Source organism: Patescibacteria group bacterium, assembly GCA_041667185.1.
Classification (GTDB): domain Bacteria; phylum Patescibacteriota; class Patescibacteriia; order SG8-24; family SG8-24; genus JBAYFM01.
In genome coordinates this window covers 33333-57200 of sequence record JBAYFM010000006.1, presented here as the reverse complement: position 1 = coordinate 57200, position 23868 = coordinate 33333, and the positions used below count along the sequence as shown (strand labels likewise).

Sequence of the window (23868 nt, the reverse complement as noted above, 5' to 3'; positions counted from 1 at the left end):
TTACCATTTCAGGATCAGGCGCACAAAAAAAAGAGACGAACAAGCGTTCGTCTCTCAAGTCCGCTGTTCCGTCAGCGGTCGTTCAGGTTGAAAGCGCCGAGCTTCGACTCCAGACTCTGGTCGACATCAACGAGGGCGCGGAGCAGTGACTGAATGCGGTTCCAGCCGACGGCCGGATCGCTCTTGAAAGTCTCCCGCTCTGCGACGATGCGCGCGCCCAGCCGGACGAGGCGGATCTGCTCCTCGTAGATACTCGGACCGGCCGTCGATCGATCGAGACGCGCGCCCAGCCGACGGCGCAACCCTTCGATATCGTCCAAAAATCCGTTCATCTTCTGATTGTCGAGACAGATCTGCTTGGACAGATAGCGTTCCGTGCACTCCATGATGCTGCGCGCGGCGCAGATGCCGTGCCAGACCTCGCGTTCCATGTCCTCGGCGTGGCCCAGGCCGTCCCGATCTTTGTCGGCGAGCCCCAGAGCAGCGAGACGGGTCCCTTCGTTCTGATCGAGCAGTTGCGCGGCATGCTGCCTCGCCCAGGCGATCAGGCCGTTCGGATTATGGGCGCGACCAGCGGACGCCAACTGCAGGCGAGTCTTGGCGATCTGCGCTCCGGACTCCGTCAATCTGGCCTTGGTGCATCGGAGCCGCTGACGAAAAGCGCGCGAATTCTGGAACAGGATGCCGCTCAAAAAAGCGATGATAGCGACCGCGCTGGCACTGATGATGGTCATGATCGGACCTCCAGTCTGATGAGAGGAGCTGAGCTCGATGAATGTTCAAGGTACGAAGCCCGCAAATCGGACCAGCAAGATTAGCTCAAAATGGCCATAAAGTCAAGGTGTGGGAGTTTGGAAGTGTGGGAGAGACGGAGTATGAGAGCACTCCAGCACTCCAGCACTCCAGCACTCCAGCACTCCAGCACTCCCACCCCACTCTCCACATCCACAAAAAAAAGACAGCCCAACGAATGAGCCGTCTGGAAAGCCTCTGAGCCTCACTTCCCTCCTGCGGGCGGGAGCATGGTTTCAAGGACGTCGGCGGTGAGCAGCAGATCATGGATGACCCTTAGCTGGACCCGCAGCAGTTTCATGGTGGTGACCGGAGCGCCGGCGATCTGAAGCCGGCTGGCGGCGCTGGCATTGCGGATCATAGTGATCCTTTGTCGTTCCGCTTCGACCTGGCAACCGCGCGCGGCGAGCCGGTCGTAACGTCCGGAGGCAAGTTTGATCAACATCTCGACCTCGCCATGCAGCAACGAGGCGCAATCGCGGACGCGGCCAAGCAGCGGCAAGACCTGTCCCTCGCCATAGTCGAGCAGGGCGGACGCGGCCTCGAGATTCCTGGCCGACGATCTCTCCAGCCGCTCCGAGATCTCGCGATCGACCTGGAAATGCTGCCGGCCGAACTGGATCATCTTCAGCGTCATATCGAGTCTGGCCCCGACCTCTTTGCGCAAAGCCTGGACCACCCGGCAATTCCAACCCAGCGGGACCGGCTCCGGATGCAGACGTCCGAGCAGATGGCACCAGGTCCGATAATGATCGACGAAGATCCGTTCGAGTTGGCGACGGCTGGCGGCGCGAGTCGCCAACCGACCGAGAGCGTAACCGACCGATAAGACGAAACAGACAGCGGTGGCCAATGTTAGCCAGTTCATGTTGACCTCCTAGTCTTCCTGAAATGATCAAAAGTGCGATCGCCGAATGAGCCCGGAGGCTTCGGCAGTCCACAGTATGGGCCGCCGGCAATTCCCGGTCAAGTTCAAAACGCCGCCCGCGGAGGCGACGTTCTGATATTCGAGGCGCTGATCAGTCGAGGACGATGTGTTCCCAGGGGAATTCGTCGCGGCCGAAGTGCCCGTAAGCGGCCGTGGGGCGATAGATCGGCCGGCGCAGATTCAGCCGTTCAATGATGGCGCGCGGCCGGAAATCAAAATGCTGGTTGACGTAGCCGCTGAGATCGCGTCCATCGCCGGAGACGGCCCGCAGCATGAGCGGCTCTTCCTTGCCGATGACGTAGGCTACCGAGATCAGGCAGCTCTTGGCGACGCCGTTCGCCACGACGTTCTTCGCGGCGAAGCGCGCCATGTAGGCGGCCGACCGGTCAACCTTCGTCGGATCCTTGCCGGAGAACGCTCCCCCGCCGTGCGGGATGAGGCCGCCGTAAGTGTCGACCATAATCTTGCGCCCGGTGAGTCCGGTGTCAGCGGCGAAACCGCCGCGCACGAAGGAACCCGTGGCGTTGATGTAAACGCTCGTGCGCCGCGCGTCATCAACGAGCGGCGCAATAAGGTTCTTGAGCAGCAGCTGCCGCATCGCGGCGGCATCGATCTCTTCGGCGTGCTGCGCGGACACGACGATCGCCACCGGCCGACCCTGATCGATCGTCACCTGGGTCTTGCCGTCCGGACGCAGCCAGGAAAAATCCGGATTGTTCTTGCGGAGATCCGTGAGCCCCCAAGCCAGGCGTTGTGCGAGTACCACCGGCGGCGGCAGATATTCTTTGGTCTCGGCCGTGGCGTAGCCATACATGATCCCCTGGTCGCCGGCGCCGCCGCCGTCCACGCCCTTGGCGATGTCCGGCGACTGCTCATCAATGTTCACGAAAACCTCGAGATCGTCGTCGTAGCCGATCTCCTTGTAGACCTTGGACGCGATCTGGCCCGGATCGACGGTCGCGCGCGAAGTGACCTCGCCGCCGATGATGAGCGCCCCGTGGGTGCCCAAAACCTCCACCGCCACGCGACTCGCGGGGTCGCGTGTCAGGTACGCATCCAAAATAGCGTCAGCGATCTGGTCGCAGACTTTATCCGGATGCCCTTCAGTTACCGATTCGACGGTCTTCATAGCCTCAAATTTGGCCTGATCAACGAAAAATCAGTTCATGAGACCATACACTATTTTCGGCTTTTTGGCAAGATGCCCCGGCCTAAAAATCCGATTGACAAAACCTCGCCTTCTTTCTAAGGTGCTATGAACCTCGCGAAGGCCGCGAGGCGGCGCATCCGGCGCCAGCAGTACTTTGACAACCAAACCCCAAAGGAGGCACGACATGATGCCCACCGACAATAGCAGTGGTTCGTCGACCCGCATCGGTCTGATTTCCCGGATTGATTTTCCGAGCGACGGTTATCGCCAGGCCCTGCTCGAGCAGGCCGCCGAAACGTTCAGCCGCGAAGACGTCCACTTCGTCGTCCTCGCTGGCGGTCTCATCGCCGCCCGGTACGTCCGGGAGAAGACGCTGAAGCTCAAGAGGCGGATCAACGAGATCAACAAGCTGATCAAGCGGATCCAGAAAGACGAGAAGGCGCAGGCCAAGGCGGAAGCCGCGGCCACGACCAAGAAGCCGACAGCGCGAAAGCCCAACAAGGCCGCCGGCAAGCGCCGAACCAAGAAGGACGCCGAGCCCGTCACGGCCGATTCGAAGGACATCGAGATGCTTGAAGCCACGGCAGCGCGGTTCCAGTCGTATCTCGATGAGTTCGAACCCGACCGCATGGCCGAACGCCTTGCCAAGTCCCTCCCCGTCTTCACGAACGCCAAGGGCGAGAAGATCAAGTTGTATATCTTCCCGAGTCCGGCGTACGACGGCGAGATCGGTGAGTCCGTGGCCCAGCTCCTCGCAGAGCTGCGCAACACTGACATCCGCGTCTACCAGACCGGCGGCGACCGCCTACCCATCAAACAGGCTGGCAAGGTCGTCGAAGTGCTCGTTCCCGAAAAATCCGTGTGGATGCGGGGCGACTACTTCTCGACGCCGATCGAGCGCGTCCTCAAAGACAAGCGCCGCCAGAGCTCCCGCGAGCTCCCGGACATCCAGGCCGTCGGCTGTTTCGGCGCGACCATCACCAAGCCTTCAGGCGAACTGCCCCGGCCGTACGTTTCGGTCCCGGTGCTGCATCGTCTGCAGGAAGTGCGGGTCAACGAGAACCAGATCGGCGTCCGCGTCATGACGGTCCATCGCGACCGCAGCGACCCCGTGGTCAAGAGCTTCAGCTTCAAGGATTACGTGCGCCTCGAACGCTCGTACATCGAGTTGCCGAAGAGCCTGACCCCGCGCCAGCAGAAGCTGCTCACGCTCCTCAAGGAGCACGGGCGGATGTCCGCCGGCCTCCTGGCTGATGCTGCCAAGCTCAGCCGCGAGACGGTCGAAGCCGAACTCAAGCCGCTCGCGAACCGCTACGGCAAGCAGCCGAAGAACTGGCCCGGACTGCGCTTCGACAGCCAGTCCAAACGCTGGGACTTCGACAGCTACTGGATGCGCGAAAATCTGCGTTATCCGGCCCTGGTTCAGGAGTGTCACACTGACTCCATCGTGGCGTTCGGTTGTCTGCACGCCGGCTCGATCCGGACCGACATCCGATATTTCCTCGATACCCTGCCCAAAGCCATCATCGAACGCGATGCGCAGATGCTCATCGGCGCCGGCGACCTCGTCGAAGGTTACAAATACCTCGATGAGATCTACGCGGCCATGAACGTCACCGAGCAGGAGACCCTGGCTGGCGAACTCGTCGCCAAGGTCTTGCTGAAGGTCTTCCACCACCGCTTCAACACGGCTATCGAGAAGCTCTCTTCCGGCACCGCCGCGGCCGACCAGATCGCTCGCATCTGCGAGCAGTCGCTGCCGACATTCGTCGTCATCCCCGGCAACCACGACCTGTGGTCGCTCCGGGACGGCCACACGCCGCTCGTGGTGATGAAACATGTCATCGCCACGCGCGTCTACGAGGCGATCGCCGACCTGCTCAACGCGAAGGGGTACTATGTTCCGCACCTCATGGGACTCGTGAACGGCAAGATCGTGGAACCGGAAAACGGCGAGTTCGATCTCCCGTCCGGCCTCCGCGTCTCCGTCATGCATCCGCACATGAGCCGGGCCAAGACCACTTCGCTCCGGCCGCAGGAGATGCTTGAGATGGCGGCGGAAAGCCAGCTCGTCGTGGGCGCCAACTTCCACGTCAGCGAACATCTCGAGATGTGGGATGCCCACCTCGGGCAGCGCGTCTGTCTGGAGCTCGGTACGATCAAGCGTGGTTCGGCCTTCGAGGATCACAAGCTCAAGACCGTTGATACCGGCGTGGGCTTCATCCGCATCGAATCGTCCGACAAGCGCATCATCGCCACCGAAGCGACCTTCTACACCAAAGAACCCGTCGAGGGATCGCTCATCGACCGCGGCAAGCCCTTCAAGGACTTGATTGCGCTCGTTCGCGGCTCCTCCAAGTAGGTTCTTTCGACTCTACGCCCCGCAGCATTCCGCTGCGGGGTTTTTTGTGAGAGACGAAGTCAGGGAGAGACGGAGTTCGGGAGAATCTCTCAACGACTCCGTCTCTCCTACACTTCCTGACTCCGTCACTTCTAAAAAAAGACGGCCCAAGGCCGTCCGAAGATCGAAAAAACGAAGCTGTTCAATTATTGCTGGCGGGCTGGTCGCGTCGGCGAAAACCGTGAGCCGCGGTCAGGAGTTCGCCCGGTTCCGCCCCGTCGCAGAGTTCGGCTTCCGTGAGTCCGGGAAAATGCTGCCGTACGGCGGAATAGATGAGGCAGTAGACCCAGGACTGTTCCGGATGCACTCTGGCCCGAACTCTGGGTCCGTGATCGCCGGGCTCATATTCCAGCACCTCGATGCCGTGGTACCGCAATTGCCCGACAAGATACTGGGTCGCCAGAGCATATTGCAACTGGCGTTTGACCAGAGCGCGCTGGCGCCGCAGTTCCTGAAATTCGGCGAGCGGTGAAACGAGCCAGCGGCGGATCCGGCGAACGAGACCCGATCCTGATGTGGCAATCTTCTCTTTCAATGAACGTCCCATGACTGACCTCCATTCTGTGATACGCTGCTGCTCTGGCAGATGACGCCATCAAACTACTTGTTTCCGGTTCAAAGGTCAATTTGCCAAATCCGCCGAACGCCCGACGACAGGCTTGCACCGGATCCGCTTGACAGACCTCCGATAAAAGCCTGAAAATAAGATTGGATTAAGAAGTGACGGAGTGCTGGAGTGCAGGAGTGCGGGAGAGACGGAGATATGTCGCTCTCGAACGGCGTGACAGAGTTTGGGAGAGTAAAGAATTGAAGGAAAAATTATGATTATGACAAAACATGGCCGCAAGGACAACCGCACCTATCTCGACCCGGCCAAAGCGCCGGATTATTTGCGGCTCCCGCCCCAAAAAGCCGACAAGCTCATCGCGGCCAAAACCAAACTCATCCGGAAATATTTCCAGCGCCACGGCTTCAAGAAAGCTGTGATCGGACTCTCGGGCGGCATCGATTCCGCCGTGGCCGCAGCGCTCGTGACCAGAGCCATCGGACCCGAGAACGTCATCGTGCTCCGGCTGCCCTGCGGACCCGCGACCGAATCCGTGACGATCGCCGGCGAAATCGCGGCCGCGCTCGGCATCCCCGATGTGAACGTCCACACCGTCAACATCGGCGAAGCGGTGGAAGCGAGCTGGCGCGCCGCCAAGGACGTCCTCGGCGAGCGCGGCGACTCCGCGCTCCAGCGCGGCAACATGGCCGCCCGCGAGCGGATGAAGATCCTCGAACACACATGCTCGCTGTTCGGCGGCATCCTCATCGGCACCGAGAACCGGACCGAGCACCTCCTCGCCTACTACACCATCGGCGGTGACAACATCTCCGGGCTCGAACCGTTCCTCGATCTTTTCAAGGTCCAGATCTACGCGCTCGCCGCCCAGCTCGGCCTGCCGGAGAGCGTCCTCAAACGCAAACCGACCGCCGAACTCTGGGCCGACCAGACCGACGAAGGCGAGCTCGGCGTCGACTATCTGACCATCGACATCATCCTCGCCGGCATCTGGGACCGTCGACTGGCGGCACGGACGATCGCGAAGCGCTACGGCGTGGCGCCAGAGACGATCCGCAAAGTGATCGCGCATGTCGCCTCGAAGACCGGCAAACGCGAAGCGCCCTACATCGTTCCGTAACGGCTAGCGCCGACCGCCCGGCCGAACGGACGGTTTTTTCATCGCTCGCGCCCGGCGGCATTGATCACCAGACTCTTGCTATAATACGATCATTGATCTCGAGCTTATGACCGACCAACTGAAAAATCTGGTCATTTACTTCATCGTCGGCGGCACGGTGACGACCCTGATCGTCGCGCTCGAACAGAGCAACTACCGGCTCTTGTCGGGTCTCGCGACGCTCATCCCGGTCTTCACCCTCGTGGCGTATTTTTTCATCGGCGACTCCCGCGGCGGCTCGGCCGTGGCCCAGCACGCCTGGCTCGTCCTCATCGGCTCCATCATCGCCTGGGTCCCCTACATGCTCATCGTCGCGCTGCTGGCTCCCAAGATCGGACCGCACAAGGCGATCGCGGCCGGCCTGCTGGCCTTCTTCGTCCTGGCGCTCGGCTACCTGGGCGTCGTCCAGCGCTTCAACCTTTTCCGCTGATCCAAAAAAAAGAATACCGCCACAGAGCGTGGCGGTATTTCAGATGTCCTCAGCGCCGGATGTCGGCGGCGAAAGCGCCGCGGAAGACGTTCTCTTCGAGCTGGCGCTGCTGCTCCGGTGTGAAGCCGTAAGCGGCGTCGCAGACTGCGGCGACCTCGGGCAAAGAAGCCATGAACAGGTCGTCGTCGGCGTTCAGGGTGTAGATGACGCCCTGATCCAGGAGCTCGCCGATGCGTAATTCGCGCACGTCGCTCAGTAGCCCGCAATACTTGTTCGACAGCGGGCAGCCGGCGACGCGGATGCCGTTCCCGACGATGAACTTGATGAGTTCTGGTTCGTCGGCCAACGGGATCGCCTGGCCGATGCCGTCGACCCGAAGATCGTAGAGCGCGGTCCGGATGTTCCGGACCAAACGTTCGCGATAGGTCGCGGCCGGTTCTTTGGCGACCCACTCGCCGGCGTGGCAGTCGCGCCGGACCTTCGTGCCCTGCGTCAACTTGAAGGCCGGCAGATGCTTCTCCGGCGGGTGGTTCGCCTCGTCGCAGACGAGATCGAGCGCGGCTTCGCCGTCGTACTCGAGCGCGATCCTGGCGATCTTGACGCCAGTCGCCGGATCAGCCTCGCGGCCGATGCAGATCACCGGCAGGATGCGGATAGAGGAAGCGCATTCCGCGCGCCTCAGACCGCTGATCATGGCCTTGGCCACGGCAGCCATCGCGAGTCCGCCAAACACGTGATACTGCGGGGCGAACTTGGCCTCGACATACTTCAGCCCTTCGGCGGCGCGCCGTCGGCCGTAAGCGTAGCCGAGCAGCTCCAGCGCCTCAGTGCTCTGCAGGACGCTCGTGACGGTGTTGAACCGCTTCACGATATCCTCCTGCGGATTCTGGAAGAACGCGAGCCAGGCCTCGACCGACGGGAACGGGAAGTCCTTCCCGGCCAGCCGGTAAAGATCATCAATGATGTCGCTGACGGCTCTTGAGCCGTCGATATGGTCATGATGAGTGCCCTTAAGCAAGGTCATGGCGAACCCCTTTCTGTTGAATAAAGAACGCCACCCAGACCTTGGCATACGAAACGGAAATAATCAAGACGACAACAACGAGACACGCGAACCCGATCCGGATTGTCCTGATCTCGTGTCGTCCGCCGCTTTGACGCCACCACGCTCGACCAAACTCTTGTGCCCGCAGGCGTCCGTGTGTTACGATGACTATAGCAGTTATTCAGCCGCGCCCTTGTCTAGGATCGCGAGTTGAAAAAAGTCGAAATGTTTTTACTCAAACAGGTCATCGTTACAACTATGGCTAAGAAACTCAAGAAGGCGAAGAAGGCCGTGAAGAAAGTCGCCAAGAAATCGAAGAAGGTCGCGAAGAAGTCCAAGAAGGCCGCGAAACGCCGCCGCTAAGCGACTCTTTCCCGAAGATCAAAAGAGGCTCCGCAAGGGGTCTCTTTTTTATTTTATATTTCCGTTCCGACGCGCGAACAAAAGATCGCGCCGCTGACTGCCGGGTCAACCACGCCTCGCCGCAACAGCGGCCGGGATTGACAATCAAGCTTATTTGTGCTAGAGTCCGTCGTCTCGTACCTTACAACAACGCAAAAACGGAGGCTGCAATGAATTATCTAGGCAAAGCCGTGGCGCTCAGACAAACGCTTATCAAACAAGCGCAGTACCCCTTGGTCATGGATGAGGTCATCAAAATCGCCGACCCGCTGTTCGTAGCCTCGATCATCGGCTGCCTGAATCTGGCTCCTGCCTCGAAGATCAATAAAAAAGGCGTCAGGGATCTCCTCGCCATGAGCCTCAACCGCGAAGTGAAAAATGTCATCTGTCTTTCGGCTCGCTCGTTGCGCGACCAGCAAACTCAGGTCGTCACCGACGTCCGCAACACATTTGAGATTTCTGGGTCACCAGAATTCATTCAGCGCTCGGTGAACGGCTGGGCGAACTGCACCCTGGATGACATCGAGCCGACCATCAGACAAGTGAACGACAACGGCAAGCTCGCTGACTTGATCTGGACAGGACTCGCATCCGAAATTGCGAAGCTGCTCGACGCCATCTGCGGTCAGCAGCTCGGCAAATCCCTGAGCCTCGGGATCTGGTCCTGCCTCTGCCGCTGCTTCGATGCCGCCATCACCTGTTCGAAGAAAGAAATGCGGATCCAGACACCGCTCATCAGGCTCATGCCAGCCATGATCCCGCTCGGCTACTGCGTCGGCCAAACCGACACCTGGGTCGTCCTCACAGCCTGACCCGTTCGTATCAGAATGACCCGCCACGATCTCGTGGCGGGTTTTCTTTTGGATTCGAGGCGTCATGATGAGGTTGGACTAGACGTGGCGGAAGCAAATAAAAAAACCGCCGAGCTGAGCTCGGCGGCGAGGCGACGGCGGATGGACAGCGTCCGCTAGGATCTGACCGCCGGCAGCTACTGCTTGGCGGGACAATCGACGACGGTCGCGAGAGCTCTGCCGCCGGTCGGATCCTGGAAAGTCTTTTCTCTTTCATGCGTGAAGATCACGCATTTCGCGGCGGCGGGCAGAGGCTGAGCGAGCTCGTAGTACACGACATCAGTGCCGGCGCTCTGATCGCGCAACAGGGCGAAAGAACGGCCGTCTTCGAGCGTGAAGGCGCCGAGCACCTCCTGGACCTGGCCGACCTCGAGCATGTGGCTGAACCGGGCCTGGCCGAATCTGTTGACCGCGAGAGACGTGGTCGCGACCATGATGCCCAGAAGGAACATGCAGCAGACCAGGACTCTGGAGATCGTCGCGTCATCCCCCTGTTTCCCGACGGATTTGACCACTGTGTTGACGATGACACCGAGCAAAAAGATGATGAACGCGCCAAAGAACACACCAGCGTATGCAGACATTGTAGTCCCCCTTTGTTAAAGAACAGCTTAAAATACCCGATTTCGGGCTAATTGTCAAGCCACCATCCCAGCCGGACGCAAATCGCCCGATCCGAACCTAAAACCCGCCGCGGTTGCGGCAGGTCTGCTCTGGATATCCTCCCCCCCTCGTCGGACGATTCGCCGTCCGCCGAGATCTCGCGAGCGGCGCTTATTCTTGATCAGTTCCGCTCGCGCCGCGCTCCTCAAACATCCCTTAAAAAGCTTTTTTTCTTCCAGTCGTCATTCACGCTCTTCATCCGCTCCCCCACTTCCTTCAGTTCCCCCGTCTGATCAACTTCGACCGACTCATCGTCGAATCCCGGATCGGACCAATCGTCGCCACCCGAGCGGCTGCCGGTGCGACGGCCCGCGAGACAGGCGCCGTCCTTCAGGCAAGCAACGTCGATCTCTTCGAGGAACAGCGACGGCGGCGCGTAATCGAAACCGCCCTCGCGCCCGCCCATAGCCGCGGGATAACTCAGGAACAGCCACTTGCGCGCCCGCGTCACGGCGACGTAGAACAAGCGCCGCTCTTCTTCGAGACCACCCTGTTCAGCCGCGGCCTTGCGGTTCGGGAACGACTGGTCGTTCAGGTGGATGATGAACACCGCGTCCCATTCGAGCCCCTTGGCCTGATGGATGGTCGACAGCACAATGCGGTCGCCGCGCGACGGGGCGCGCCGGCCGCCGCCGGCTTTGAGTTCGCGCGCGCCGCCGAAGACGCCGTCGTCCAAGGTGACGTCCGCGAGAAAATCCTCGACCTTCTCGTAATTCCGGCTGAACACGGCGAGCTGGTCCAGATCCTCCAGCCGCTCGCGGTAATTCGGATATTCGGCTTCAAGATAATCGATGTAGGTCGAGGTCGTCACAGCCTTGATGAGGTCGGCCGGCTTGCCGCCCGCCGCGTGCAGCGCCTCCAGGATGTCGCGCAGATCCTTCCAGCCGCGGGCCACGCGATTGCCGAACTGCTGCTCGATGGGCGCGAGAATGGACTTGGCGAGACTGCCGGCGGCGCGCAGAGCCTCGAAGATCTTGCCAGCCGAGACATCGCCGATGCCCTCCTGAAGTCCCAGCACCCTGAGCCAGGCGGCCTCGTCGCTGAAATTGACCGTGAGACGCAGGAACGCCAGCGTGTCCTTCACGTGCGCGCGGTCGAAGAATTTCAGGCCGCCGCGGTAGTCGTAAGGCAGAGCGGCTTTCATGAGTTCGAACTCCAGCATCTGCGAATGGTGCGTGGCGCGGAAGAGCACGGCGATCTCACGCGCCGGCACGCCGGATTCGAGCAGTTGTTCGATCTTATTGAACACGAACTGCGCCTCCTTCGAAGCGGAGACTGCCGGCACGACCGCTGGTTTCTCCAGGCCTTTCGACACGCTCGTCAATTCTTTCGGGAACTGATTGACGTTCTTGGCGATGATGTCGTTCGCGAGGCTGAGGATCTCCGGCGTCGAGCGGTAATTCGTCTGCAGCCGGAAGACCTTGGCGTCCGGGAACTGCTGCGGGAAATCCAGGATGTTCCGCACGTCGGCCGCGCGGAAAGAATAGATGCTCTGGGCGTCGTCGCCGACGACAAGCAGATTGTGTTTCGGCCCCGCGAGCTCTTTGATGAACGCCACCTGGAGCGCATTCGTGTCCTGATACTCATCGACGAGGATGTAACGGAACTGCTGGGACAAAAGTTCGGCCAGGCGCGGTTCCTGTTTCAAAAGTTCGTAGAGCCGGATGAGCAGGTCGTCGAAGTCCATAGCGTTCGCGGCGCGTTTCTTCTTTTCGTAGAGCGCGGCGATGTCCGTGAACTTGGAGAGGTCCGAAACGAGCCGCGCATCGTGCCGTTCGACCGCTTTCTCCAGGCCTTTGGTCGAGTTGCGCGCGTAGCTCAGGATCTCCTTGACCCCGGCCGGCGACAGAAAACGGCGGCCGGCGGCGTCGAGGTTCAGCTCCTTGATACAAGCCTTGATGAGCGCCTTAGCGTCCTCTTCGTCGAGGATGGTGAAATTCTGGCCGTAGCCGATCTGGCGGCCGTAGATGCGGAGCAGCCGGTTCGCGACCGAATGGAACGTGCCGCCCCAGAGACCGACCGGCCGCGCGTCGCCCGCGAGCCCGAGGAGTTCGCCGATGCGGGTCATCATCTCGTTGGCGGCCTTGTTGGTGAAAGTGAGCAGGAGGATGCTCGACGGATCCACGCCGTGCTCCACGAGATAGGCCACGCGATAGACGATGGTCCGCGTCTTGCCGGAGCCGGCGCCGGCCAAGACCAAACACGGCCCGTCGGCGTTCTTCACGACCGCGAGCTGTTCAGCGTTCAGTTCCTTTTCGAAATCGATGTGCGGCATAACGGTCAGTTTTGGGGATGCGACCGGACCCACGCCTGGAGCAGGATCAGGGCTTCGGGATTGATGAACGGCCGCGGCACGGCGGCGGGATCGCACCAGCGCCACTCGGCGAACTTCTCCGGCTCCATGAGGCGCGGCGGCTGGGACGAACGGCCGATGAAGAGCGGGACGATGTCGCCGGCCCGGGCGCCGGGTATCTCGGCCAACCAGTCGGTGAGCTCGAGTTCGGTCAGGCCGGCTTCCTCGGCCGCTTCGCGCCGGACCGCCTGGCCGATGGTCTCCCCGGTTTCGCAGCGGCCGCCGGGGATGGTCCAGAGATCGGTCGCGGCGATGCCGTGCTTGGCATAGTGCCGCAGACCGACGAGCACTTGGCCGCCACGCAGCACGAAAACGCCGGGACAATGCGCGTTGTCCCCGGGACGATCCAGTTGTCGGGCGAGTTCATCCATGGTCACAACGAAATATTAATGAATGCCCGGCTAGTGTACCGCACCGCCGATTTCCGGGCAAAAGGTACCTGGTACCTTTGGCACCCCAAAAGTACCTGACACCTTTTGTGGATAAATGGATAAAAAAGACCGCGTCTGACGAGACGCGGCAAACTGAGAGAATCGGAAACGAAACTGACGCTGGGCGGCTACTTGAAGTCAGCTGAAGCGGCGATGATCTCAAAAGCCTTGGCAGCCTCGGCATCTTGCGCGGCCAACCAAACACTGGAGATAAGCAACGCCTTGGCGTGCTTATAGCTGCTCAGCTTGAACACCTGACGGCCGGCAAGATCAGTGCCATCAACCGTAACCGTAAAAACGACCCGGGACGAGCTCTTGTCAGCGGCGAGGTCCTGTTCGACGATCTGGCCCTGAGCCTGGTTCACAAGGTCGACCGTCGACTTCAGAGCTTCCTCGACCGGCACTTGTTCGGCCGGCACGCAGAAGACCTTGATCGCGATATCCTCCTTTGCGTTGACAAGGAGTTTCGCTTGCACGCCCTCTTCGTTCAATTCCTTAGCCACTTTCCAGCCTTCAGGCACGGTGACTTGGAACTTGGGCGCACACCCCGCCAACAGGAACAGCGCGAAGACGGACGCGACGATCGTTTTCAGGCTCATTCTCTACCTCCGATGATCTGGGTGAAAGGACACTGCAGCCCGCGGCTGCGGAGAGCACCTTAACAAAGGCCGGGGGAATGGTCAAAACGATGGGTGGGTGGAGAGTGCGGGAGTACTGGAGTGCAGGAGAGACGGAGTCAGGGAGAGACGAGGCCGTGTCGTTCGCGAGCGACATCTCTCCGTCTCTCCATCACTCCCTGACTCTGTCTCTTCACCTCAAAGTGGTGAAAAAAACCGCGCCTCTAGGAGACGCGGGAGCAGGTCAGAACGGACTCATTTGAAATCGATCGAGGCGACGAAGTCGGCGTAAACGCGGGCCAGGTCCGGATCGACCGCCTCCGGCCAATAACCGGAGATGACCAGAGTCTGGCCGAGTCCTGAGGAATCCGTCTTCACGGTGACGCGAGCGACGTAAGCCTCGCCGGAAACCGACTCGTAGGCGTAAGACAGGACAAAGAACTTTTTGGCCGCGTCGTACGCCTCGATGTCCACGGCGCCGGCCATTTCCCGGGCCTGTCTCGCCAGCGACCGGAACCTGACTTCAGGCGGCATCTTGCCGGCCGGCGCGCAGATCACGCCGAATCCGGCCTCGAGACCGGCCTTTTCCGGATTCAGGACCAACATCGCCCGACCGCTGCGGACCAGTTCGGCCGTGACTTTCCAGCCCTGAGGCGACTCGGACCAGAGTCTCGGCTCGCCGGCTGGCGAACAATCGACAGCAGAAAACAACTGGGCCAGACCCAGGATCGCTAGCAGCGAGATCTTCATCCTGAACCTCCTCTGAAGCGGCGTTGTTAAAAAGGTGCGACGAACATCCGATCGACTGCCGCCACCTTAACACGCGGCCGAAATAGTGGAAAGTATGGGAGTGCAGGAGTGCGGGAGAGACGGAGTCAGGAAGTAACAGAGAGACGGAGTCGCGTCGCTTGTGAGCGATATGGCTCCGTCACGTCGTTCGCGAACGACGTGACTCCGTATCTTCGTATCTCCCCAACTCCGTCTCTCCCTGACTCCGTCTCTTCACCTCAAAATGGCGAAAAAAACCGCGCTCATGAGAGAGCGCGGTGAACTGAAGAGAATCGGAGCTGGTGGCGAACCTGCTACTTGTAGTCGACTGAAGCGGCAATGGCTTCGAAGTCCGGCCTGATGACCGCATCCTTATCCAGCGGCCAAACACCCCTGACAGCAACCGTCCGCTTGCCCTTGGTCGACTTGCGCAAGATGATCCTGCCGATGCCCAGAGTGCCATCTGCCAATTCGATCGTGAAGGCCAGCCGCGCGAAGCTCTGATCGGCAACAACCAGGGACTCGATCAGCTTGCCGCCAACACTTTTGATGTAACGGAGATCCGAGTCCAGCTGTTCCTTAACGCGCGGATAAGTTTTATCCGGGGCTATTTTGACGAAGATGTAGGCCTGCTCACCCTCGTTTGCCAACGTCTGGCTGAAGCCGGACTCGAGATCGTGTATCGAGGTGGCCTGCCAGCCGTCCGGCACGATCAGATGCGCCTGCGGAGCGGCGCAGCCTGCAAAAAGACACAGCGCGAATACGGATACGATGATCGTTTTCAAATTCATTCCCCACCTCCAGATGATATTGATGAAAGAACGCGGCAGCTTGCAGCTGCGGGAAGCACCTTAACAAAGGCTGAAGTAATGGTCAAAAAACCGCCTACGGGGCGGTTTTTTGATGAAGACGGAGAGTGTGGGAGTGTGGGAGTTCTGATCCCTCTCCGCTAAAACTGCGGGGGATTCGCGTCTTTTATTCAACCTCGGCTGACGCCGAGGTTTTCTGATAGTTGCGAAAAAAACCGCGCCCTTGAGAGAGCGCGGCGAGCTGAAGAAAATCGGAGCTGATGAAGAACCCGTTACTTATAGTCGGCCGAAGCGGCGACGGCTTCGAAGGCTGGTCCGGCGGTCGCAGCCTGGGAATCCAACCACCAACCAAAAACGACGATGGTCATATTTCTTTCAGTCAACTGACGAAAGAAGACCCGACCAGTCCTGTGAGACTGTTGCGCGACGTACGTGAACTCCAGCCTCGCGGAACTTCTGTAATCCGTGATCACTTTCTCGGTGATCACACCATCCAGATCAGCGATGAGAGATAGGTACTCGTCCACTTGCTTATCCAGCGGCCAAACCTCGGCTGACATTAGGTTGACAAAAATCATGCTATTGCCCGCCTCGTTCGTGAGCTGCCACTTGCCCTGGCCAAAATTATCCCTCTGCTCTTCGATGATCTTGAAGCCGTCCGGAACATCGAAGCGAAACTTGGCGCACCCTGCCAAAAGAAACAAGGCGAAAAGAGAGACCACGATCGTCTTCGGATTCATTCTCTACCTCCGATGATGTTAGTGAAAGAACACGGCAACCAGCGGCTGCGGAAAGCACCTTAACAAAGACTGGAATAATGGTCAAAAAACCGCCTACGAGGCGGTTTTTTGATGAAGATGGGGGGGGTGAGGAAATGCAGGAGTACTGAAGTGCTGAAGTGCGGGAGTGCTGGAGGTTTGAGGTTAAGCTTCCGTACTTCAGTACTCCAGTACTTCAACACTTCGTCTCCCCCACTCTCCGCTACCCTACTCACCGAACAACCTCCGGTGCTGGCGCAACATGCAATCATCCGCCACGACCAGCAGGCCAGCCGCTTCGGCGCGGCGCGCCGCGTCCGGATTTCCGGCTCCGTCCTGCATCCAAACGACCTGGGCGCCTTTGCGGATGGCGGCTTCGACGATCTCCGGCACGGCTTCCGGCCGGCGGAAGATCTGAACGATCTCGACCGGCCCCGGCACGGCGTCCAGGTCCGGATAGGCTTTCTCCCCCAGAACTTCGGTCTCGTTGGGATTCACCGGGATGATCCGATAACCGCGGCCCTGCAGATACGAGCAGACGCCGTAACTCGGCCGCGCGGCGTTCGACGACAAGCCGACCGCGGCGATGGTCTTGATGGCGAAGATCTTCTTGAGTTGTGCGTCGGTCATAGGAATTCAGGAGTTATGAGATCAAACGGCCTACCACGATCCCCCGCCGCCACCGCCTCCGCCGCCGCCGGAAAAGCCGCCCGAAAAACCGCTGCCGCTCGAACTCCGGGACGGCGTCGAGAGCACAGCCGAATTCATCGCGGTCCCGAAACTGTTGAAAGCCGAACTGAACATGACGGCATTGAAGGCTCCGGAACCGAACGCCCGGCCCTCGTACCAGGACGGCTGCTGCAACTGGAGTCCCTCGAACGCCTTGGCCCATTTATCGACGATCCCGAAGACCATGGCGTAAGGCAGGAACTTCTCGAAGATATTTTCCCGCTCCTGCCACTGCAGGCGATATTTTTCCGCGTGCTCCAGATATTCCCGGAAACCCTTGGCGTGATCGAACGCCTGGACGCCCCGGGCCGTGCGCTTGGGCATGATGGCGCCGAAGACCAGACAAATGATGCCGGCGAGGACCGCCGCGATCGCGAGCGGTGCAATGAAGAATCCGACCAGCATGAACGCCACGCCGGCGCCGAAATACTTGGCGCGCACCCGCTCCGGATTCTGTTCGAAATATCCGAGCGTCGTGACCCGGTCATACATCGAATCGGTGATGCCCTTCAGCTGGCCCGAGAAAGCATGGTGCTCTTTGATGTAGGAAAGCCGGACCGTGTCGCCGGCCGGGAACAGCGCGGCGAGCAGTTTGCTCTCATGTTCGGCCAACGGCGCGGCGCCAGTCGGAGCCGCGAGCTTCACGAGCTCGTGATCCTGGCTCTTGAAGATCAGCCCCTGAGTCTCGACCTCGCGGATCAGCAGGAAACCGCGGACCGCCAGTTCCACGATGGCCGCCGAGACCTCCCGGATGTCGGCCGTGGCGTCGTAGATGACGCCGGTCTCGGCCGCTCCCAGTTTGTCCGGCGGATCATATTGGACCACGAGCGTCGGACTGCCTTGGAGATCGCGGCCGTACCGCCGCCAGCGTCCGAACAGATAAATGAAGACGCCCAACGGGATGACGAGCGACGGGAGCAGCGCTGACAGGATCCAGCGCCACGGCACGCCGGGCCAGGACACCGCCGGCGCCGCCGCTGCCTCGACCTTCGCGATGAGTCCCGGCGGCCAGCCGACCACCACGGTCAGCGCGCCGGTCGCCGCAAAATCAGCCTGCCGGCCCTGGACGCTCTTCTGGCAATTCTCGGCGGCCGAGCCGCGCCCGCCGGTGTAACACTTGAGTGTGATCGTTGCCGGATCGATCGGTTCGGGCAGCCTGATGGTCGCGGCGGCGCGGCGGATCGGGACCTGCCACTCGGTCCCCGTGGCGTTCCAATAGAGTTCGTCATGGTCCGCAAAATATCGGAGCGCACCGGTCGCCTCGTAAGCGATGACGTAGACCTGGCGGCCGGTGACGGTCCGGTTCGGATCGCCGATCTTGACGCGCAAGCCGCTCCCGCCGCGTTCGAGGGAATAGTTCCAGTCGTTGCCGCGCTCATCGCGGACGCTCAGGACCGTGATCGGAATGCGGTATTGCTCGCCCCGGTCGTTGACGTATTCCTCCGCGATGTCGCGATAGATGCCGTGGCGCTCGTCGGGAAAATAATATTCGATAGTCTCGACGATCCCGACGATCCCGTCGCTCCGGACCTCGATGTCGGACGCGAACGAACTGATCTCCTCGACGGTTTGCGCCACAGCCGGCCGGACCACGACTGCGAAACCGGCGATAACGAAACTGGCGATCAGGATGATCAGGCCGAATGATCTTCGCGAAGTTGAACCCATATGGTTGCCGGGCTAGCGCCGCAGATAGCGCGCTTTGTTTTGAACGTGTTCCTCGAAGGTCTTGGCGTAATGCACCGCCCCCGCGTCATCGGTCAGGAAATACCAGTACTGGTTCGGCTCCGGATCCAGCACGGCGCTCACGGCGGAGAGACCGGGATTGCAGATGGGACCCGGCGGCAAGCCGGGATATTGGTAAGTATTGAAAGGCGAGTCGGCCTGAAGATCGGCAGCGCTGGCTGCGGCGGCGCTCTTGCCGGTGACGTAATTGACCGTCGAGTCGGCCTGCAGGGCCATCCCCCGCTCCAGGCGGCGCTCGAAAAGATCGGCGACCAGGCGGCGATCCTCCGGCGATCGCACTTCCTGCTCCACGATGCTCGCGAGCGTCAGGATCTCGTTCAGTTTCTTGTCGGCGACGATCCGGTCGAGCAGGCCGGCCGCGCGCAACCGGCGCTCCAGATTGGCGACCAGTTCCTGCACGATCTCCTCGGGCGTCGCTGTCTTGAACAGCCGATAAGTGTCGGGAAACAGGTAGCCTTCGAGGCTCGTGCCGGTCGGCTTCGAGGCCAGCATGGGGAACTCTTCCGTCAGATCCGGCGCGGGCCGCTTGTCGGAACGGCCTGGTTCGGCGAGCGGCTCGCCGGTCGCCCGGAAAAATTCCTTGGCGCCGGCATACCCCAGCTCCTCCAGCCGCTTTTGGATATCACGCAGATCCCAACCCTCCTTGATGAGCAGGACAAACTCGTCAGCGGAGACTCCCCCGCTCGTCAGTCTCTTGATGAGCTCGAACTGGGTCGAGACGCCGGCCAGATCATAATTGCCGGGCTGGAGTTTCGCTTCCAGGCCGCTTTGCCTGAGCGCCAGCTTGAACAGCGCCCGGCTGCGGATGAAGCCGCGATCGCTGAGGCGCGCCACGATACGATCGACGTTCTCGCCCGCGGCCACGCTGAAACTGGCGTCGGCCGGATGCCCCGGCGTGACGAGCCAAGCCGCGATCCAGCCGCCCAGAGCGACGACCGCCGCGACGCTGCCGACCGTGATCAGTAGCTTTCTCATCAGATGAATTTCTTAAGTTTGCCGCAGCCTTCGAGTTGGCTGACGATCTGCTTCACGTCCTGAGCCCGGTCCTGCGGACAGACGAGGACAGTGTCGCCGGTATCGATGATCACCATGTCCGAGACGCCGATGGTGGCGACGAGTTTGCCGGCCGGCGAATAGATGATGTTGCCGCTCGACTCGTGGCCGACATGCAGGCCTTTGACGACGCTGGACCCGCGGGACGGCGACAGGACTTCCTTGACCGCGCGCCAGTTGCCGACGTCGGCCCAGCCGAAAGCGGCCGGTAGCACGAGCATGGACCGTTCTTTTTCCAGGATGCCGTAATCGATGCTCACGGACGGCAGTCGGGCGAACAAGCGGTCGATGGCGGCCTTCTCGCCGCGGGTACCGAACGCGGCCGCCATCCGGCGGAACAGGGCGGCGTGCCGCGGCAAGTACCGGCCGTAGAGTTCGAGAAAGCGATCGATGCGGCCGACGACCAGTGTCGGATTCCAGAGATAGCCGCCGTGCGCCAGATACTCGCGAGCGGTCGCGAGATCGGGTTTCTCCACGAACTTCTCGACCGCGAAAACGAAATCCGTCCGGCGGCTCCGGCCCGCGCCGGCCGCGAGCTTCAGAGCGCGCCGACCGGTCTTGATGTAGCCGTACCCGGTCTCCGGATAATCCGGCGCGATCCCGATGAGTACGGCGTTCTCCGGCCGCGCGGCGGCCAGGCGTCCGGCCAGTCTGATGACGCGCAGATATTCCGGGACGTCCTGAATGTAAGCGTCGGAATTGATGACGACGAAAGTCTCTCCGGGATGGCGCTGCGCGATCCGCAGCAGGGCGAAACCGACGGCCGCGGCTGTGTCGCGGCGGCAAGGTTCGAGGATCAGGTTCTCCGCCGGCAGCTGGGGCAGCTGAGCGGCGATCTTCCGCTGCTGGCCGATGCCGGCGGCGACGAAGATCTTGGCGGCCGGAAAACCGCGGCGGAGCCGGGCGTAGGTCGTCTGCAACAGTGAGCGGTCGCCGATGATCGCCTCGACCTGTTTGGGATTCTTCCGGCGGGAAACCGGCCAGAGGCGCGTGCCGCCGCCGCCAGCCAGGATGAGAGCGATCATAATTTGGCGCGGCGGCCGAGATTCTTGAGCTGTTCCTTGAGCGGCGCCAAGCCGCGGAAACGCAGCTCCGCCAGCCGCGTCACCCAGGCTGAAAAGCAGCCCACGGCCGCGCCGGCGAGAATATCGCTCGGATAATGGACGCCGACGAAGACCCGGCCAAGAGCGACGATCGCGGCTCCGACGAACAGGATCGCGCCGGCGGCCGGTTTCGTATAAACGACGGAAAAAGCCAGCGCGAACGAGATCGCCGTGTGGTCCGACGGGAAAGATTTATCGGTCGCCGGCGTGTCGGTCAGTTTATTGACCGCGCGCAGGGTCACGAACGGCCGCGGCCGGAACCAGACCATGGCGATCAGCTGGTTGATCACATAAGCCAACGCGGCCGCGACCAGGGCCCGGACCGCGGCGACCGCGGCGGCGGCCGAATGCTCCGCGTGGCGGCGCGAGAACATCTCCCCGATCTTGCGGAGGAGCGGTTCGCGCCGGTGCTGATGTTCCCGCCAGTAGATGAGCGCTGCGGCGGCCAGCACGTAACCCAGCATGATGAAGATCAGGTACTTAGCCGCAAAAATGCCGACCCAGTCGAGGATGGAGTTCTGCCCGGCGAGATCATTGAGATAACGGAACGCGCGCGTGTCGGGTATGAACATAGATCAAGTGTCAGGCGGACGTCTAGCCGCCGGATGAATTCATTTCTGGCAACGCGGACAATAATGCGTGCCCCGGCCGGCCAGCCGCACTTTGGCGATCAGGCCGCCACACCGGCGGCACTTCAGGCCCTCGCGGCCGTACGCTTTGAGAGCGGCCTCGTTCGTGCCTTTTTTGCCGTACAGATCCAGATAATCATCGGCCGAAGTGCCGCGATTGCGGATCGAGATCTTCAGACTGTCCCGCACGCCAGCATAGAGCGCCTTGAGCTCCGCCGGTCCGAGCGTGGCGACGCGGCGCTCCGGCCTGATCCGGGCGCGCCACAGGGATTCGTCGGCGTAAATATTGCCGATCCCGGCGAGACAGGTCTGATCCAGGAGCGACGGCTTGATCTTCTTGCGGCCGAACTTGCGCAGGCAGCCTGTGAACCGCGCCAGCGTGAATCCCGGCTCCAACGGTTCCGGTCCGTAATCGCCGGCCACGACGATTGCCTCCTCGACCTCCTCGGTCCGGATGAGTTTCTGATAACCGAACTTGCGCACGTCCTCGAAAAAAAGATCGCGCCCGCCGTTCAGATGGAACACCAGATGATCGTGCTTGCCAGGCCGGGTCTTGGCCGGCACGAGCAGCAGTCGCCCGGTCATCTTCAGGTGCAGTACGAGCGTCCAGCCGCTCGAAAAATCCACGAACAGCAGCTTGGCGCGGCGGCGGGCGGCAATGATCCTGGAGCTGACCAGAGCTTTGGCCAGAACCGCCGGCTTCACATTCAGCCGGCCGGAAAAACGGACATCAACGCCTTTGATGCGCCGACCGACGGCCTCTTTTTCCAACTGGCGGCGGATGGTCTCGACTTCGGGTAATTCGGGCATAAATGCGAGAGACGGAGTCAGGGAGAGACGGGGTCAGGGAGAGACTCGATCTCCCCCGCTTCGCCTCTCCCTGACTCCCCAACTCTAAATGAGCGGCGAGCCGGTCAATTCCTTCGGTTGCGGCACGCCCAGCAGTTTCAGGACCGTCGGCGCCGCATCGGCCAACATGCCGACCGGCGGCATGATCGAAAGATCGCCGCCGATCACCTCGCCCGACGGCGACGCCTGGCCGCGGAAACTCTCGGCGACGACGATGAACGGCACGGGATTGGTGCTGTGCTCTTTGTCGAGCTCGCCGGTCTGCAGGTTGATGACCTCCTCGCCGTTGCCGTGGTCGGCCGTGATCACGATCGCGCCGCCGTGCTGCAGCGCCGCGTTCACGATCGTCCCCAAGCACTGATCGATGACCTCGCAGCCCTGTTTGGTGGCTTCGAACTTACCAGTGTGCCCGACCATGTCGGCGTTCGCGAAATTACAGACGATCAGGTCGTATTTCTTCTCCTCAAATTCCTTGACGATGCGCTCGGCGATCTTTGGCGTGGACATGGCCGGTGCCTGATCATAGGACGAGACGCGCGGCGACGGGATGATCACGCGATCCTCGCCCGGATACGGCTCCTCGCGCATGCCGTTCATGAAGAACGTGACGTGCGCGTATTTTTCCGTCTCGGCGATATGCAGCTGCTTCAAGCCGGCTTCCGAGACGATCTTGGCGAGACAGGTGTCGATGTTCTCCGGCGGATACATGATCTTGGCCGGCGTCCCCTTCTCGTATTCCATCATCGTGGCGAAATACAGGTTGGGCAGGTAGTCGCGCTGGAACTTGGCGAACGACGGGATGCAGAACGCCTGCGCGATCTGGCGCGAACGGTCCGGACGATAATTCGCGAAGACCAGAGCGTCGCCGTCTTTGACGGGACCGACCGGCTGGCCACCCTCGGTGAAGATGGCCGGCTCGATCTCTTCGTCGTAGACCTTGGCGGCGTAAGATTCCTCGATGGCCTTGATCGGATCTTCGTATTTTTTGGCGACGCCGTCCTTGCCGACGATGGCATTGTAGGCTTTCTCGACCCGGTCCCAGCGGTTATCGCGGTCCATGCCCCAGTAACGGCCGCCCATCGAGGCGACGCGCCCGACGCCGAGCTCGGTCATCTTCTTCTGCAGTGCGCGCATGAACTCGATGCCCATGTTGAAGATGGAATCACGACCGTCCATGAACGCGTGCACGAAGACCTTGGTGAGTCCCTGACGCTTGGCGAATTCGAGCAGCGCATAGATGTGCTCGTCCGAACCGTGGACGTTGCCCGGACTCAGGATGCCCATGATATGGAACGCTGAATTGTTCTTCTTGGCGTGTTCGGCAGCCTTGATCAGGACGTCGTTCTCGAAGAACGCCCCGGTCTGGATCTGCATGTTGATGCGCGGCAGCGACTGGTAGAAGATCTTGCCCGCGCCGATCGTCAGATGGCCGACCTCGGAGTTGCCCATCTCGCCCCAAGACAAACCGACGGCTTCGCCGGAAGCGCGCACGGTCGCGGTCGGATAAGTACGGACCAAGTCGTCGAAGACCGGGGTCTCGGCGGCCTCAACGGGATTGCCTTCGCCGGCCGGGGCCACGCCCCAACCATCGAGCACCAGCAGCAGGACCGGTTTCGGTACGCCTTCGGGCATAAAAT

The 23868-nt window shown here is 61.1% G+C and carries 23 protein-coding genes; 4 read left to right on the top strand and 19 right to left on the bottom strand.

The annotated features are described in order from the left end of the window. Positions 1–71: 71 nt before the first annotated feature. The 3 genes from WCT10_03090 to metK all read right to left on the bottom strand — a co-directional run bounded on the left by WCT10_03090 (position 72) and on the right by metK (position 2849). Positions 72–734 (bottom strand): hypothetical protein, encoded by a 663-nt coding sequence (locus WCT10_03090; GenBank protein MFA6603805.1) that lies wholly within the window; start codon positions 732–734, stop codon positions 72–74. Positions 735–997: 263 nt separating this feature from the next. Continuing rightward, the gene (locus tag WCT10_03085) at positions 998–1660 is read right to left on the bottom strand and encodes a hypothetical protein (GenBank protein ID MFA6603804.1); all 663 of its coding nucleotides are present in this window, start codon (positions 1658–1660) and stop codon (positions 998–1000) included. Between the two features lie 151 nt (positions 1661–1811). Beyond that, the gene (metK, locus tag WCT10_03080; GenBank protein MFA6603803.1) at positions 1812–2849 is read right to left on the bottom strand and encodes a methionine adenosyltransferase; all 1038 of its coding nucleotides are present in this window, start codon (positions 2847–2849) and stop codon (positions 1812–1814) included. A 205-nt stretch (positions 2850–3054) separates the two neighbouring features. Between metK and WCT10_03075 the strand changes: the two genes are divergently transcribed. Then, positions 3055–5232, top strand: a complete 2178-nt coding sequence (locus tag WCT10_03075; GenBank protein MFA6603802.1) for a hypothetical protein — start codon at positions 3055–3057, stop codon at positions 5230–5232. A 181-nt stretch (positions 5233–5413) separates the two neighbouring features. On the opposite strand, the gene WCT10_03070 is transcribed toward WCT10_03075, so the two are convergent. After that, a complete protein-coding gene (locus WCT10_03070; protein MFA6603801.1) occupies positions 5414–5818 on the bottom strand; it encodes a hypothetical protein in 405 nt (134 codons plus the stop codon). Positions 5819–6098: 280 nt separating this feature from the next. Between WCT10_03070 and nadE the strand changes: the two genes are divergently transcribed. Together nadE and WCT10_03060 are read left to right on the top strand one after the other, a co-directional pair. Further along, a complete protein-coding gene (gene nadE, locus WCT10_03065; GenBank protein MFA6603800.1) occupies positions 6099–6956 on the top strand; it encodes an NAD(+) synthase in 858 nt (285 codons plus the stop codon). Between the two features lie 106 nt (positions 6957–7062). Beyond that, positions 7063–7425, top strand: coding sequence for a GlpM family protein (locus tag WCT10_03060; protein MFA6603799.1), 363 nt, complete (start codon positions 7063–7065; stop codon positions 7423–7425). A 49-nt stretch (positions 7426–7474) separates the two neighbouring features. Here WCT10_03060 and WCT10_03055 read toward each other — a convergent pair whose 3' ends face one another. Next, a complete protein-coding gene (locus tag WCT10_03055; GenBank protein MFA6603798.1) occupies positions 7475–8449 on the bottom strand; it encodes a hypothetical protein in 975 nt (324 codons plus the stop codon). Between the two features lie 593 nt (positions 8450–9042). Here WCT10_03055 and WCT10_03050 point away from each other — a divergent pair. Further along, the gene (locus WCT10_03050) at positions 9043–9684 is read left to right on the top strand and encodes a hypothetical protein (GenBank protein MFA6603797.1); all 642 of its coding nucleotides are present in this window, start codon (positions 9043–9045) and stop codon (positions 9682–9684) included. A gap of 176 nt (positions 9685–9860) precedes the next feature. Here WCT10_03050 and WCT10_03045 read toward each other — a convergent pair whose 3' ends face one another. The 14 genes from WCT10_03045 to gpmI all read right to left on the bottom strand — a co-directional run bounded on the left by WCT10_03045 (position 9861) and on the right by gpmI (position 23863). Further along, positions 9861–10307, bottom strand: coding sequence for a hypothetical protein (locus WCT10_03045; GenBank protein MFA6603796.1), 447 nt, complete (start codon positions 10305–10307; stop codon positions 9861–9863). A 224-nt stretch (positions 10308–10531) separates the two neighbouring features. Beyond that, positions 10532–12661 carry an ATP-dependent helicase gene (locus tag WCT10_03040; protein MFA6603795.1) on the bottom strand — a complete coding sequence of 710 codons (2130 nt, stop codon included), beginning with the start codon at positions 12659–12661 and terminating at the stop codon, positions 10532–10534. Between the two features lie 5 nt (positions 12662–12666). Further along, positions 12667–13110, bottom strand: a complete 444-nt coding sequence (locus WCT10_03035) for an NUDIX hydrolase (GenBank protein ID MFA6603794.1) — start codon at positions 13108–13110, stop codon at positions 12667–12669. Positions 13111–13298: 188 nt separating this feature from the next. Next, complete coding sequence (locus WCT10_03030; protein MFA6603793.1) at positions 13299–13769, bottom strand: hypothetical protein; 471 nt, start codon at positions 13767–13769, stop codon at positions 13299–13301. A 273-nt stretch (positions 13770–14042) separates the two neighbouring features. Continuing rightward, complete coding sequence (locus WCT10_03025; protein ID MFA6603792.1) at positions 14043–14537, bottom strand: hypothetical protein; 495 nt, start codon at positions 14535–14537, stop codon at positions 14043–14045. 332 nt (positions 14538–14869) lie between these two features. Then, complete coding sequence (locus WCT10_03020; GenBank protein ID MFA6603791.1) at positions 14870–15346, bottom strand: hypothetical protein; 477 nt, start codon at positions 15344–15346, stop codon at positions 14870–14872. Positions 15347–15636: 290 nt separating this feature from the next. Beyond that, positions 15637–16104: a hypothetical protein gene (locus WCT10_03015; protein MFA6603790.1), complete on the bottom strand. Its 468-nt coding sequence runs from the start codon at positions 16102–16104 to the stop codon at positions 15637–15639. Positions 16105–16350: 246 nt separating this feature from the next. Beyond that, positions 16351–16752 (bottom strand): CoA-binding protein, encoded by a 402-nt coding sequence (locus WCT10_03010; GenBank protein MFA6603789.1) that lies wholly within the window; start codon positions 16750–16752, stop codon positions 16351–16353. Between the two features lie 30 nt (positions 16753–16782). After that, positions 16783–18519, bottom strand: coding sequence for a DUF2207 domain-containing protein (locus tag WCT10_03005; GenBank protein MFA6603788.1), 1737 nt, complete (start codon positions 18517–18519; stop codon positions 16783–16785). Positions 18520–18531: 12 nt separating this feature from the next. Next, complete coding sequence (mltG, locus tag WCT10_03000) at positions 18532–19572, bottom strand: endolytic transglycosylase MltG (GenBank protein MFA6603787.1); 1041 nt, start codon at positions 19570–19572, stop codon at positions 18532–18534. Further along, on the bottom strand, positions 19572–20675 hold the full coding sequence (locus tag WCT10_02995; protein MFA6603786.1) for a sugar phosphate nucleotidyltransferase: 1104 nt from the start codon (positions 20673–20675) through the stop codon (positions 19572–19574). The genes mltG and WCT10_02995 overlap by 1 nt, the downstream gene beginning before the upstream one ends. Beyond that, positions 20672–21325 carry a phosphatase PAP2 family protein gene (locus WCT10_02990; GenBank protein MFA6603785.1) on the bottom strand — a complete coding sequence of 218 codons (654 nt, stop codon included), beginning with the start codon at positions 21323–21325 and terminating at the stop codon, positions 20672–20674. The genes WCT10_02995 and WCT10_02990 overlap by 4 nt, the downstream gene beginning before the upstream one ends. 39 nt (positions 21326–21364) lie before the next feature. Beyond that, entirely contained in the window at positions 21365–22192 is an 828-nt protein-coding gene (gene mutM / locus WCT10_02985) for a bifunctional DNA-formamidopyrimidine glycosylase/DNA-(apurinic or apyrimidinic site) lyase (GenBank protein MFA6603784.1), read from the bottom strand. Between the two features lie 84 nt (positions 22193–22276). After that, positions 22277–23863, bottom strand: coding sequence for a 2,3-bisphosphoglycerate-independent phosphoglycerate mutase (gene gpmI, locus WCT10_02980; GenBank protein MFA6603783.1), 1587 nt, complete (start codon positions 23861–23863; stop codon positions 22277–22279). Between the last annotated feature and the right edge of the window lie 5 nt (positions 23864–23868).

Bases quoted from the DNA above. Each gene is read 5' to 3' on its own strand.
- WCT10_03090 (MFA6603805.1), bottom strand. From the start codon at position 734: ATGACCATCATCAGTGCCAGCGCGGTCGCTATCATCGCTTTTTTGAGC.
- WCT10_03085 (MFA6603804.1), bottom strand. From the start codon at position 1,660: ATGAACTGGCTAACATTGGCCACCGCTGTCTGTTTCGTCTTATCGGTC.
- metK (MFA6603803.1), bottom strand. From the start codon at position 2,849: ATGAAGACCGTCGAATCGGTAACTGAAGGGCATCCGGATAAAGTCTGC.
- WCT10_03075 (MFA6603802.1), top strand. From the start codon at position 3,055: ATGATGCCCACCGACAATAGCAGTGGTTCGTCGACCCGCATCGGTCTG.
- WCT10_03070 (MFA6603801.1), bottom strand. From the start codon at position 5,818: ATGGGACGTTCATTGAAAGAGAAGATTGCCACATCAGGATCGGGTCTC.
- nadE (MFA6603800.1), top strand. From the start codon at position 6,099: ATGACAAAACATGGCCGCAAGGACAACCGCACCTATCTCGACCCGGCC.
- WCT10_03060 (MFA6603799.1), top strand. From the start codon at position 7,063: ATGACCGACCAACTGAAAAATCTGGTCATTTACTTCATCGTCGGCGGC.
- WCT10_03055 (MFA6603798.1), bottom strand. From the start codon at position 8,449: ATGACCTTGCTTAAGGGCACTCATCATGACCATATCGACGGCTCAAGA.
- WCT10_03050 (MFA6603797.1), top strand. From the start codon at position 9,043: ATGAATTATCTAGGCAAAGCCGTGGCGCTCAGACAAACGCTTATCAAA.
- WCT10_03045 (MFA6603796.1), bottom strand. From the start codon at position 10,307: ATGTCTGCATACGCTGGTGTGTTCTTTGGCGCGTTCATCATCTTTTTG.
- WCT10_03040 (MFA6603795.1), bottom strand. From the start codon at position 12,661: ATGCCGCACATCGATTTCGAAAAGGAACTGAACGCTGAACAGCTCGCG.
- WCT10_03035 (MFA6603794.1), bottom strand. From the start codon at position 13,110: ATGGATGAACTCGCCCGACAACTGGATCGTCCCGGGGACAACGCGCAT.
- WCT10_03030 (MFA6603793.1), bottom strand. From the start codon at position 13,769: ATGAGCCTGAAAACGATCGTCGCGTCCGTCTTCGCGCTGTTCCTGTTG.
- WCT10_03025 (MFA6603792.1), bottom strand. From the start codon at position 14,537: ATGAAGATCTCGCTGCTAGCGATCCTGGGTCTGGCCCAGTTGTTTTCT.
- WCT10_03020 (MFA6603791.1), bottom strand. From the start codon at position 15,346: ATGAATTTGAAAACGATCATCGTATCCGTATTCGCGCTGTGTCTTTTT.
- WCT10_03015 (MFA6603790.1), bottom strand. From the start codon at position 16,104: ATGAATCCGAAGACGATCGTGGTCTCTCTTTTCGCCTTGTTTCTTTTG.
- WCT10_03010 (MFA6603789.1), bottom strand. From the start codon at position 16,752: ATGACCGACGCACAACTCAAGAAGATCTTCGCCATCAAGACCATCGCC.
- WCT10_03005 (MFA6603788.1), bottom strand. From the start codon at position 18,519: ATGGGTTCAACTTCGCGAAGATCATTCGGCCTGATCATCCTGATCGCC.
- mltG (MFA6603787.1), bottom strand. From the start codon at position 19,572: ATGAGAAAGCTACTGATCACGGTCGGCAGCGTCGCGGCGGTCGTCGCT.
- WCT10_02995 (MFA6603786.1), bottom strand. From the start codon at position 20,675: ATGATCGCTCTCATCCTGGCTGGCGGCGGCGGCACGCGCCTCTGGCCG.
- WCT10_02990 (MFA6603785.1), bottom strand. From the start codon at position 21,325: ATGTTCATACCCGACACGCGCGCGTTCCGTTATCTCAATGATCTCGCC.
- mutM (MFA6603784.1), bottom strand. From the start codon at position 22,192: ATGCCCGAATTACCCGAAGTCGAGACCATCCGCCGCCAGTTGGAAAAA.
- gpmI (MFA6603783.1), bottom strand. From the start codon at position 23,863: ATGCCCGAAGGCGTACCGAAACCGGTCCTGCTGCTGGTGCTCGATGGT.